The 12796-nt window shown below is 56.7% G+C and carries 7 protein-coding genes and 1 pseudogene; 2 read left to right on the top strand and 6 right to left on the bottom strand.

Annotation, left to right across the window (positions count from 1 at the left end):
- Positions 1 to 105: 105 nt before the first annotated feature.
- Positions 106 to 1296: pseudogene (locus tag CSE01S_RS18205) on the top strand (ROK family transcriptional regulator); the annotation flags it as partial.
- 132 nt (positions 1297 to 1428) lie between these two features.
- Here the strand turns inward: CSE01S_RS18205 and glyA are convergent.
- On the bottom strand, positions 1429 to 2682 hold the full coding sequence (gene glyA / locus CSE01S_RS18210) for a serine hydroxymethyltransferase (RefSeq protein ID WP_042291470.1): 1254 nt from the start codon (positions 2680 to 2682) through the stop codon (positions 1429 to 1431).
- Positions 2683 to 3009: 327 nt separating this feature from the next.
- On the opposite strand from glyA, the gene hmpA reads away from it, so the two are divergent.
- Positions 3010 to 4200 carry an NO-inducible flavohemoprotein gene (hmpA, locus tag CSE01S_RS18215; protein ID WP_042291473.1) on the top strand — a complete coding sequence of 397 codons (1191 nt, stop codon included), beginning with the start codon at positions 3010 to 3012 and terminating at the stop codon, positions 4198 to 4200.
- Positions 4201 to 4276: 76 nt separating this feature from the next.
- On the opposite strand, the gene glnB is transcribed toward hmpA, so the two are convergent.
- The 5 genes from glnB to purL form a co-directional block, all read right to left on the bottom strand.
- Positions 4277 to 4615, bottom strand: coding sequence for a nitrogen regulatory protein P-II (glnB, locus tag CSE01S_RS18220; protein WP_012906673.1), 339 nt, complete (start codon positions 4613 to 4615; stop codon positions 4277 to 4279).
- Between the two features lie 65 nt (positions 4616 to 4680).
- Positions 4681 to 6015 (bottom strand): two-component system response regulator GlrR, encoded by a 1335-nt coding sequence (gene glrR / locus CSE01S_RS18225; RefSeq protein WP_304501882.1) that lies wholly within the window; start codon positions 6013 to 6015, stop codon positions 4681 to 4683.
- Positions 6015 to 6740 carry a two-component system QseEF-associated lipoprotein QseG gene (qseG, locus tag CSE01S_RS18230; RefSeq protein WP_042291479.1) on the bottom strand — a complete coding sequence of 242 codons (726 nt, stop codon included), beginning with the start codon at positions 6738 to 6740 and terminating at the stop codon, positions 6015 to 6017. Before qseG ends, glrR begins: the two co-directional genes overlap by 1 nt.
- A gap of 19 nt (positions 6741 to 6759) precedes the next feature.
- The gene (gene qseE / locus CSE01S_RS18235) at positions 6760 to 8190 is read right to left on the bottom strand and encodes a two component system sensor histidine kinase QseE/GlrK (protein ID WP_042291729.1); all 1431 of its coding nucleotides are present in this window, start codon (positions 8188 to 8190) and stop codon (positions 6760 to 6762) included.
- A gap of 536 nt (positions 8191 to 8726) precedes the next feature.
- On the bottom strand, positions 8727 to 12614 hold the full coding sequence (purL, locus tag CSE01S_RS18240; protein ID WP_042291482.1) for a phosphoribosylformylglycinamidine synthase: 3888 nt from the start codon (positions 12612 to 12614) through the stop codon (positions 8727 to 8729).
- Positions 12615 to 12796: the final 182 nt, after the last annotated feature.

Below are 12796 nucleotides of genomic sequence, written 5' to 3' on the forward strand. Positions count from 1 at the left end.
CACTCAATGAATAAAAGTAAAATATCGACTTAAGGCTATTGTGGTACAGTTAACTGGCGTTAAAATGCGCAACGCTCACGCAATATAGTTAAGGGAGTTAAGTGTATGCGCCATTTAGGCTACAACAATGCGCGGGTCCGGCAGGCAAACAAACAGCTCTTTCTGGCGCATTTATGGCGTGAGAAACAGCTCAGCAAGTCGCAGCTGGCGCAAATGACCGGCCTGTCGATTCCAGCAGTGAGCAATATTCTGCAGGAGTTAGTGGATGAGGGACGGCTCTGCCACTCCAGAGAAACGCTGAGCCAGCGAGGTCTGAGCAACGGAAGCTTTCACCTGCCCGAACGCGGGGCCTGGACGCTCTGTATGAACGTGACGCCGACCAGCCTCACCAGCCAACTGGCGGACGCCCGTCTGGTCGCCGTCGGCGACTGGCGGCACGAGGTAATCAATGCCGCCACGCCGAAAGACTTGCTCAGCGCTATAGCCCGCCACTGGCGCGTGTACCAGCAGCGCTATCCTGAGATCACCCTTAATCTGGCGCTGGGCGTGCACGGTCAGGTTGACCCGATTACCGGTGCGTCGAAAACCATGCCGCAGGCACCGTGGAAAACCCCGGTAGAGATAAAATATCTCCTGGAAGAAATGCTTGGCGTGCAGGTTCGTCTTGATAATGACTGCGTGATGCTGGCGCTGGCGGAGAAATGGCAAAACCCGGCGGCCAATGAAGATTTCTGCGTGATTAACGTCGATTATGGGATTGGTTCTTCCTTTGTCATCAATGACAGCATCTGGCGCGGCAGCCTGTACGGCAGTGGACAGATAGGACACACCATTATTCATCCGGACGGCGTCGCCTGCGACTGTGGTCGCTACGGTTGCCTGGAAACCGTGGCCTCGCTGAGCGCGCTGAAAAAACAGGCGAGGGTGTGGATGAAAACGCAACCCATACCCGAGCTGGATCCGGAGAGGCTAACCACGGACAGACTGATTGAAGCATGGCGGCAGGGTGACGTGCGTATTCAGGCATGGGTGGAACATGCGGCGAACGCCATCGGATTAAGCCTTTATAACTTCCTTAATATCCTCAATATTAACCAGATCTGGCTATACGGGCGTAGCTGTGCTTTTGGCGAAAGCTGGCTAAATACCTTACGCCAGCAAACCGGATTTAATCCTTTCGACCATGGCGATAATCCGCGGGCGAAAGCGACGCGGATCGGCTTTGGCACGTTGAGCCGCGCGCAGCAGCTTATGGGTATTGGCTATTTATACGTTGAATCGCAGTTGAGCGAGATTGACCCGGAGCGCCGCGGCGGCGAGGGAAGCGTGAGGGCATTTTATTCAGATAACCGGGCATCAGAGTGACGCCCGGCATAACATCGCGACCGGATGGTCAGGCATGCGCCGCCATCCGGCATTCGCAGTGAATTACGCGTAAACCGGGAAGCGTGCGCAAATATCCAGAACGTTACCTTTCACGCGCTCAATCACCGCGTCGTCATTGATATTGTCCAGAACGTCACACATCCAGCCCGCCAGCTCTTTCACTTCCGCTTCTTTAAAGCCACGGCGAGTGACAGCCGGAGAACCGATACGGATACCGGAAGTCACAAACGGGCTCTTCGGATCGTTCGGTACGCTGTTTTTGTTTACGGTGATGTTGGCGCGACCCAGCGCGGCATCGGCTTCTTTACCGGTCAGGTTTTTATCAACCAGATCCAGCAGGAACAGGTGGTTTTCAGTCCCGCCGGAGACCACTTTGTAACCGCGGCTCAGGAACACCTCCACCATCGCTTTAGCATTTTTCGCAACCTGCTGCTGGTAAACTTTGAATTCTGGCTCCATCGCTTCTTTCAGCGCTACCGCTTTCGCCGCGATAACGTGCATCAACGGGCCGCCCTGCGCGCTCGGGAACACGGCGGAGTTCAGTTTTTTGTACAGTTCTTCGTCACCGCCTTTCGCCAGGATCAGGCCGCCGCGAGGACCCGCCAGCGTTTTGTGGGTGGTGGTGGTCACAACGTGCGCGTGCGGAACCGGGTTCGGGTAAACGCCTGCGGCGATCAGGCCCGCAACGTGCGCCATATCGACGAACAGATACGCGCCGATGCTGTCGGCGATTTCACGCATTTTGGCCCAGTCAACGATACCGGAGTAAGCAGAGAAACCACCGATAATCATTTTCGGTTTGTGCGCTTTCGCCAGCTTCGCCATCTCTTCGTAGTCAATTTTACCGGACTCATCAATACCGTAAGGCACGATGTTGTACAGTTTGCCGGAGAAGTTAACCGGGGAGCCGTGAGTCAGGTGGCCGCCCTGCGCCAGGTTCATACCCAGTACGGTATCGCCCGGCTGCAGCAGCGCGGTGTAAACCGCGAAGTTAGCCTGAGAACCAGAGTGCGGCTGTACGTTAGCGTAGTCAGCGCCGAACAGTTCTTTCGCGCGATCGATCGCCAGTTGCTCAACGATATCGACATATTCACAACCGCCGTAGTAGCGCTTGCCCGGATACCCTTCAGCATATTTGTTGGTCAGCTGAGAGCCCTGCGCCTGCATGACGCGCGGGCTGGTGTAGTTTTCGGAGGCGATCAGTTCGATGTGCTCTTCCTGACGTACTTTTTCCTGCTCCATAGCCTGCCACAGTTCGGCATCATAATCGGCAATGTTCATTTCACGCTTTAACATCCGCATCTCCTGACTCAGCTAACGATAAAATTTTGGCCTTAATTAGGCGGTCCTGTTGGACAACGGCCAACAGTATAACTGAATCATTCTGTGATAACAGGTCTTGACAAAGGATTTTACGCAAACGATTACCTCGGCATTCTATAAGGCTTTGCCGAATGAAGACTTTACGGTTTTCAACGGATTTCTTTTCAGGTTTGTGATGCAGATTTTTCACGTTGTAACTTTTGCAACGCAAAGTCACAAAGAACCATTTACAAAGCAGGGGTATTTTTTATAAGATGCATTTGACATACATCATTAAAGATTCAGATAAAGGAAGACCGTATGCTTGACGCCCAAACCATCGCCACTGTAAAAGCCACCATTCCCCTGCTGGTCGAAACGGGTCCCAAACTGACCGCCCATTTTTACGATCGCATGTTTGCCCATAATCCCGAACTCAAAGAAATCTTTAACATGAGCAACCAGCGCAATGGCGATCAGCGTGAAGCGCTGTTTAACGCCATTGCCGCCTATGCCAGCAACCTTGAGAATCTGCCCGCGCTGCTGCCTGCTGTGGAAAAGATCGCCCAGAAACACACCAGCTTCCAGATCCAACCGGAGCAGTACAACATCGTCGGCACGCATCTGTTAGCCACGCTGGATGAAATGTTCAGCCCGGGTCAGGATGTGCTGGATGCGTGGGGTAAAGCCTATGGCGTGCTGGCGAATGTGTTTATTCACCGCGAAGCGGAAATCTATCGTGAAAATGCCCGTAAAACCGGCGGCTGGGAAGGGACACGACCATTCCGTATTGTCGCGAAAACCCCACGCAGCGCGCTGATTACCAGTTTTGAATTTGAACCCGTCGATGGCGGCGCGGTGGCCGACTACCAGCCGGGTCAATATCTGGGCGTCTGGCTGAAGCCGGAAGGTTTTCCGCACCAGGAGATTCGCCAGTACTCGCTGACCCGCAAGCCGGATGGCAAAGGCTACCGGATTGCCGTGAAGCGCGAAGACGGCGGGCAGGTGTCTAACTGGCTGCATAACCATGCAAACGTCGGCGACGTAGTGCATTTAGCCGCGCCTGCCGGTGATTTCTTTATGCAGGTCCCAACGGACACGCCAGTGTCGCTGATCTCCGCAGGCGTCGGTCAGACCCCAATGCTGGCGATGCTGGATACGCTGGCAACAGCGAAACACAGCGCCCAGGTTAACTGGTTCCACGCGGCGGAAAACGGCGATGTGCATGCGTTTGTCGATGAAGTGAGTGAACGGGGAAATACGCTGCCGCACTTTACCGCGCACACCTGGTATCGCATCCCGACAGAGGCCGATCGCGCAAAAGCGGCATTTGACAGTGAAGGGCTGATGGACCTGACGGCGATGAAAGCATCGCTAACCCATCCGGCTATGCAGTTTTATCTGTGCGGTCCGGTCGGGTTTATGCAGTTTGCCGCGAAGCAACTGGTGGAAATGGGCGTGAAAAACGAAAACATTCATTACGAATGTTTTGGTCCGCATAAAGTGCTGTAACGCACAGCGGAAAAACCCGCAGGCCTGACAGGCGCCGCGCCATCAGGCACTGCGCCAGCCTACAGGCAGACGCGGCTTAAATGGCCGCGTCGTCTTCCTCGCCAGTACGGATGCGTACAACCCGCGCCACGTCGAAGACAAAAATCTTACCATCGCCAATTTTGCCAGTCTGCGCAGTACGGATGATGGTATCGACGCAGGTTTCCACGATGTCATCCGGCACGACGATTTCGATTTTCACCTTCGGCAGAAAATCGACCATATATTCCGCGCCACGATACAGCTCGGTATGCCCTTTCTGACGGCCAAAGCCTTTCACTTCTGTTACCGTCATCCCGGTGATGCCGACTTCAGCCAGCGCTTCACGCACGTCATCCAGTTTGAAGGGTTTAATAATCGCATCAATCTTTTTCATGGTGTTCCTGTTTTAATCGCGTAACCGGTTGCTAACCGTATCATAGCGTGCGTCCTGGTAGGGAGCTACTCTTTAAAGTCGTTGGCATCAAGCTCGTGACGTGAGAGCAATTTATAAAACTCCGTCCGGTTGCGTCCCGCCATGCGCGCCGCATGGGTCACATTGCCTCGGGTGATTTGCAGCAGTTTACGCAGATAGTTCAGTTCGAACTGATTACGGGCTTCGACAAAGGTCGGTAACGCGGTGTTTTCGCCTTCCAGCGCCTGCTCGACCAGTGCGTCGCTGATCACCGGCGACGAGGTCAGCGCCACGCACTGCTCAATGACGTTCACCAGTTGCCGGACGTTACCCGGCCAGCTGGCGGTCATCAGGCGCTTCATCGCATCGGTGGAAAAGGCGCGCACAAACGGTTTATGCCGCTCCGCCGACTGACGCAGCAAATGATTCGCCAGCAGCGGGATATCTTCCGTCCGTTCGGCCAGCGCCGGGATCTTCAGGCTCACCACGTTGAGGCGGTAGTACAGATCCTCACGAAACTCGCCGCGCACCATCGCTTTCGGCAGGTCACGGTGGGTAGCCGAAATAATACGCACATCAATGTCGATGTCGCGGTTGCTGCCGAGCGGCCTGACCTTGCGCTCCTGCAACACGCGCAGCAGCTTCACCTGTAACGGCGCGGGCATATCGCCAATTTCATCAAGGAACAGCGTCCCGCCTTCTGCGGCCTGAAACAGCCCTTCGCGGTTGCTGACCGCGCCGGTAAACGCCCCGCGCGCGTGACCAAACAGCTCCGACTCGAGCAGTTGTTCCGGCAACGCGCCGCAGTTAATGGCGATAAACGGTTTACTGCTGCGCGGGCTGGCATTATGGATCGCCTGGGCGAAGATCTCTTTCCCGGTGCCGCTTTGCCCGTTGATCAGCACGCTGACGTCAGACTGAGCCACCATCCGCGCCTGCTCCAGCAGACGCAGCATGAGCGGGCTGCGGGTAACGATTGACTCACGCCAACTGTCGTCGGTCGCCGGGGCGGACTGTTCCAGTGCTTCATCAATAGCATGGTACAGCGCGTCCTTATCGACCGGTTTAGTGAGAAAACTGAACACGCCTTTTTGCGTTGCGGCGACCGCGTCCGGGATCGACCCGTGGGCGGTAAGGATGATCACCGGCATGCCGGGCTGCACCTTCTGGATTTCGCTGAACAGTTGCATCCCGTCCATTTCATCCATGCGTAAGTCGCTAATCACCAAATCCACTTTTTCACGGTTTAGCACGCGCAGTCCTTCGGCTCCGCTCTCTGCTGTAACCACGCTGTAGCCTTCACTGGTCAGACGCATACCCAACAGTTTAAGCAAGCCCGGATCGTCATCGACCAGCAGTAAATGCGCTGGTTTACGGCTTATCATGGCGATACCTCATCGTCGGACGGAACCGGCGCGGCAGCTTTCTCTTCGCTGTGTCCCGCGTCAGGATTGTAACTTCCGGCAGGCTTACGGCTGGAAAGCCGGCGCTCGATGTCCGTCAGGTTTTCCAGTTTGCGCGTCGTCAGATCTAACTGCGCCTGCATGTGCTGTTGTTGCTGGCGCAGCGTATCAAGTTCGCTGTCGCTGGTTTGCTGCAGTTTGCTGTAGCGCTGGCGCTCTTCAGCAAGCTGAAGCTGGAGCGCCTGTCCGTCGCGCCAGATTTGATAAAGCGGGCGCACCTGCGAGGGGATCAGGGTACTGACGCCGTCAAGACGGGAGATCGTGTCGCGACGCTCCAGCGGCGTGATTTTGGCGTTCGCCAGCAGCACGCCGCGCTTAAAGGCGTTTTGCCAGCTGTCGTCGTTCAGCATTCGGGCTTCATTGCGCGACTGTACCGGCATCAAACGATCGGCGCAGTCAATGGCGCGCAGCCAGTACAGCGGATTGGTATCGGTCACCGGGCCATGCAGCGCCCAGATATCGGTACAGTCGACCGACAGATAATCCGCCAGTTGAGTCGTAGGCAGGTTATCCTGCGCCGTTTCGCCCGCGTCATGTTTTACCGCCTGCGGTACACAGCCCAGCAGCGCCAGACAGGGTATTCCCGCCAGGATGACCCGACGGGACAGAATTCGTTGAAAAATGTGAAAAAAAACGTGTGGCATAGTTACCAGACTTATCTGTTTAGTCGTTTTTCGATGCAGAAAGCGGCAATTCGATTCGGAAGCAAACCGCTTGCGCAGAGTCCTCGACAAGATACAGTTCGCCCTGCATACGGCGAATGCAATCTCTGGCGATACTCAGCCCCAACCCGCTGCCCTTCACGGCCCCTTTTCGTTGATGACTTCCCTGGAAAAAAGGCTCGAAAATCATGGTCTTTTCCGCTTCGGGAATTGGCGTACCGGTATTGCAGACGTCAATGTAAACCCGGTTTCCCTGGAAACGGCTACTGATACGAATGTTACCGGATTCGGCTCCGTAGTGCACCGCATTGGAATAAAGATTATCCAGCACGCTCATCAACAGCATCGGCTCCGCCAGACAGCGGTCAGCTGACAGCTCAACCGCGGTATGCATCATTTTAGCGCGAGCAGGCAAACTGTGAGCGGAAACGACCATATCAACCAAAGGTTCAATCTCAACGCTTTCCATCTCAACGGGGCTGTCCGCCAGCTTACGGTTATAATCGAGCAGTTGTTCAATCAGTTTTTGCAGGTTGCGGCTGCTGTCGTCGAGGATGCCGACCACCTCTTTTTGCTCCGGCGTCAAGGGGCCCACCACCTGATCGGCCAACAGTTCCGTCCCTTCCCGCATGCTGGCGAGCGGCGTTTTCAGTTCATGGGAAAGATGACGCAAAAACTGATGGCGCTGAGACTCAAGCCAGGACAGCCGCTCGCTCAGCCAAATGATACGCTGCCCTACGGAACGAAGCTCGCGCGGTCCGGTAAAAGTGACGGTATTGCCAAGCGACCGCCCTTCCCCCAACCGGTTGATCATTCGCTCTATGCCTTTTACCGGCCCGATTATCATCCGCGTAAACAGCAATACCATTGCAAGACTGACCAGAAACAACACCAGCGCTTGCCAGCCGAAGAACTGGCCGCGTTCGGCAATCTCCTGTTGAAGCTGTTGCCCGCGCGAGAAAACCACGGTACGCGTGGCCTGCACCATCTCGGTATTGGCGCTGGCAAAGGCTTCCAGACGCGCGGCAGCGGCGGTATCCGGCCCGCTGTTACGGCATTGCAACTGCGTCAGATCGTTCAGATCCTGATGCAGCGCCTGATACAGCTTATCGTCTGGCAATACGCCGGCGTGGGCGTCGAGCATTTCGCTGTAGCGTTTGCGCTGGCTCTGGTACACCCTGGCAAGGGTTGGATCGTCAAGCACGCAATACTGGCGGTAGCTGCGCTCCATCTCCAGCGCTACGTTGGTCATTGCCTCGCTGCGGCGCGCATCGATAAGCGTCGTACGGTTGGTTAGCGCCGCCTGCGCGCTCAGGGCGTTCAGGCTTTGCCACGCCTGCCAGGCAAGGACCAACAGCGGTAACAGGATCAGCAGGAATGCCAGCGTTACCAACTGTCGTAATGAACGGGGGAAAACAGACCAGCGCTTCAATGCGTTACTCTCGCCAAACAGGAATAAGAGGATGCTAACTGAGGCAAACGTCAGATACAACAAAGCCGGGTAAAACCCGGCTTTGTTATGGAATAAGGCGGTGCCTAACTCGACGTTTCGCCCGATGGTTGATAAAGCAACGCTATTATCAGAAGTTGGACGGCAGGCACCTTGTTGTGCGTCATTCGAAGTTTATGTAGCACGTCCCGAAGGGGCTGACATAAGAAGGTGAATGAGCCACTGGTGAATATTATGCAGTAACTGTGCCAACAAATAAAACATTTTGTTAACACACTGAATTTCATGATATTTATGTAAAATAAGCCCGCGCCCTGCATTGCTTATTTTTCACCCCAAGTGTCGCTGATTAGCAACACCTTAAGCACAACCTTTATACCGCTATAAAAATCAATAGGTTAAGCGTCTCCTTTTGACGACACTCACCTGGCTGTGTTGTCGTAAATTCGCGACACCCACTAAAAAGCCCGGTAAATATACCGGGCTCTTTGTGAAGAGGCTATTCAACAGGCAACGGCTTAGCCTAGCTGCTTACGCGCGTTGCGGAAGATACGCATCCATGGGCCGTCCTCGCCCCAGTTTTCCGGGTGCCAGGAGTTACTGACCGTGCGGAACACGCGCTCCGGGTGCGGCATCATGATGGTCACACGACCGTTTTCCGTCGTGACCGCGGTAATGCCGTTTGGCGAGCCGTTCGGGTTTGCCGGGTACGTTTCCGTCACCGTGCCAAAGTTGTCGACATAGCGCAGCGCCACCAGACCTTTGCTCTCCAGCGCGGCAAGATGGGCCTCATCGCGTACTTCGACGCGCCCTTCCCCGTGGGACACAGCGATAGGCATTTGCGAGCCGACCATCCCCTGTAGCAGCAGCGACGGGCTTTGCGTCACTTCCACCAGGCTAAAGCGCGCTTCAAAACGGTCCGACTGATTACGCACAAAGCGCGGCCACAGCTCGCTGCCCGGGATCAGTTCACGCAGGTTCGACATCATCTGGCAGCCGTTACATACGCCAAGCGCCAGGGTTTGCGGACGATGGAAGAAAGTTTCAAACTCATCGCGCACGCGATGATTAAACAGAATGGATTTCGCCCAGCCTTCCCCTGCGCCCAGCACGTCGCCGTAAGAGAAACCGCCGCAGGCCACCAGCGCCTGGAAGTTGCCCAGTCCGGTGCGACCGCCGAGGAGATCGCTCATGTGCACGTCGATGGCGTCAAAGCCCGCGCGATGGAACGCGGCGGCCATTTCAACGTGGGAGTTCACCCCCTGCTCGCGCAGGACGGCGACCTTCGGACGCGCGCCGGTGGCAATGTACGGTGCGGCGATATCGTCATTAAGATCAAACGTCAGCGTCACGTTCAGGCCCGGATCGGCGTCGTTGGTTTTCGCGTCGTGCTCCTGGTCGGCGCATTCCGGATTGTCGCGCAGGCGCTGCATCTGCCAGGTGGTTTCTGCCCACCAGACGCGAAGCGTGGTCCGGCTTTCGCTGAACACCGTCTGGCCGTTAGCATTAATCACGAAACGGTCGCCCGACACGGCCTGACCGACATAATGGACGCAGTCACCGAGGCCGTATTGCGCCAGCAGCGCTTCAACCGCCTCACGATCCGCCGCACGCACCTGGATCACCGCGCCCAGTTCTTCGTTAAATAACGCGGCCAAATGGTCGCCGCCCAGCGTGGCGATATCGGCCTGGAGACCGCAATGGCCGGTAAAGGCCATTTCCGCCAGCGTCACCAGCAGACCGCCGTCAGAGCGGTCGTGGTAGGCCAGCAATTTACGCTGCGCCACCAGCGCCTGAATCGCGTCGTAGAAACCTTTCAGCTGCGCCACGTCGCGCACATCCGCTGGTTTATCGCCAAGCTGACGGTACACCTGCGCCAGCGCGGTGGCGCCCAGCGCGTTGTGTCCTTTACCGAGGTCAATCAGCAGCAGGGCATTGTCTTCGGTCGAGAGCTGAGGCGTAACGGTATGACGTACGTCCTCTACGCGGGCAAAAGCGGAGATCACCAACGACAGCGGCGAGGTCATTTCACGCTGTTCGCCGCCTTCCTGCCAGCGGGTTTTCATCGACATGGAGTCTTTGCCTACCGGAATGGTCAGGCCAAGCGCCGGGCAAAGTTCTTCGCCTACCGCTTTTACCGCTTCATACAGACCGGCGTCTTCACCGGGGTGACCGGCAGCCGCCATCCAGTTCGCGGAAAGCTTGATGCGTTTGATGTCGCCGATCTGCGTCGCGGCGATGTTGGTCAGCGCTTCACCAACGGCCAGACGCGCGGAAGCAGAGAAGTCGAGCAACGCCACCGGCGCGCGTTCGCCGATAGCCATCGCTTCGCCATAGTAGCTATCGAGGCTGGCGGTCGTTACCGCGCAGTTCGCTACCGGCACCTGCCACGGGCCGACCATCTGATCGCGGGAAACCATACCGGTAACGGTGCGGTCGCCAATGGTCACCAGGAAGGTTTTTTCCGCGACGGCTGGCAAATGCAGAACGCGCTTCACGGCGTCGGCAAGCGTGATGCCGCCGCGATTCAGGGCGTCGCCTTTCGCTTTGAGGGACTGAACATCGCGGGTCATTTTCGGTGTTTTGCCGAGCAACACGTCAAGCGGCAGATCGATCGGCTGGTTGTTAAAGTGACGGTCATTCAGCGACAGGTGTTTTTCTTCCGTCGCTTCACCAATGACCGCGTACGGCGCGCGTTCGCGACGGCACAGTTCGTCGAAGAGCGGAAGCTGGTCGGCGGCAACCGCCAGCACGTAACGCTCCTGGGATTCGTTACACCAGATTTCCAGCGGGCTCATGCCCGGCTCGTCGCTGAGAATATCACGCAGCTCGAACTTACCGCCGCGCCCGCCGTCGCTCACCAGCTCCGGCATGGCGTTAGAAAGACCGCCCGCGCCAACGTCATGAATAAAGAGAATGGGGTTAGCTTCGCCCAGTTGCCAGCAGCGGTCGATCACCTCCTGGCAGCGACGCTCCATCTCCGGGTTGTCGCGCTGCACGGAAGCAAAGTCGAGATCCGCGTCAGACTGGCCGGACGCCATTGACGACGCAGCCCCACCGCCGAGGCCGATATTCATTGCCGGGCCGCCGAGAACGATCAGCTTCGCGCCAACGTTGATCTCGCCTTTCTGTACATGATCCGCGCGGATGTTGCCGATCCCGCCCGCCAGCATGATCGGTTTATGGTAGCCGCGCAGCTCCTCGCCGTTATGGCTGTTGACCTTTTCTTCGTAGGTACGGAAATAGCCGTTCAGCGCCGGACGACCAAATTCGTTGTTGAACGCCGCGCCGCCCAGCGGGCCTTCGGTCATGATATCCAGCGCGGTCACAATGCGCTCAGGCTTGCCGAAATCTTCTTCCCACGGCTGTTCAAAGCCAGGAATGCGCAGGTTAGAGACCGAAAAGCCCACCAGCCCCGCTTTTGGCTTCGCGCCGCGTCCGGTTGCGCCTTCATCGCGAATCTCGCCGCCGGAACCGGTCGCCGCCCCCGGCCATGGCGAGATTGCCGTTGGGTGGTTATGGGTTTCGACCTTCATCAGGATATGCGCCGCTTCCTGGTGGAAGTCATAGCGCCCGGTGGCATGGTCGGCAAAATAACGTCCCACGTCAGAACCTTCCATTACCGCCGCGTTGTCTTTATAGGCAGACAACACGTGGTCGGGGGTGTGTTCCATCGTGTTTTTAATCATTTTGAACAGCGACTTCGGCTGCGGCTCGCCGTCAATCACCCAGTCGGCGTTAAAAATTTTGTGGCGGCAGTGTTCGGAGTTCGCTTGGGCAAACATGTACAGCTCGATATCGTTCGGGTTGCGCCCCAGCGTTGTGAACGCATCCTGCAGGTAGTCGATTTCGTCTTCCGCCAGCGCCAGGCCGAGACGCAGGTTGGCGTCGATCAGCGCCTGGCGGCCTTCGCCCAGCAAATTGACGCTGGCGACCGGAGCGGGCTCGTGATGGATAAACAATTTTTCCGCATCGTTTAATGAGGAAAAAACCGTTTCCATCATGCGATCGTGAAGCTCTGCGGCGACCTGCTGCCACTGTTCAGCGGTCAGCGTGGAGGCTTCAACATAGTAAGCCACACCGCGCTCCAGGCGATCGATTTGTTGCAGACCGCAGTTGTGGGCGATATCCGTCGCTTTGGAAGACCAGGGGGAGATGGTGCCGGGGCGAGGCGTTACCAGCAGCAGTTTGCCTTCCGGCGTATGGCTGCTCAGGCTCGGGCCATATTTCAGCAGGCGAGCAAGCTGCGCCTGCTCATCTTCGCTCAGCGGCGCGTTCAGATCGGCAAAATGGACGTACTCGGCGTAAATGTTGTGGACCTGGAGGTTGGCAGCCTGAAAGCGCGCCAGCAGTTTGTTGATACGGAATGCCGACAGTGCAGGCGAACCACGCAGAATTTCCATCATAAGTCTCTCGTCTTCTAAGCTTTCGGTGTGCCCAAGTGGGGAAACGGGCGTCATTATAAAGAATCTGCGCCGCCGACGAAACCGTTTGCGTCGAAATAAAATTGGCGTCAATTTTTGCCAGACGGTGCGGCCAATCGTTCTAATTAGTTGCCAACTGACGCAAGTTTAAGCAAAATGCCGCT

Source organism: Citrobacter sedlakii NBRC 105722 (assembly GCF_000759835.1).
Taxonomy (GTDB): Bacteria; Pseudomonadota; Gammaproteobacteria; order Enterobacterales; family Enterobacteriaceae; genus Citrobacter_A; species Citrobacter_A sedlakii.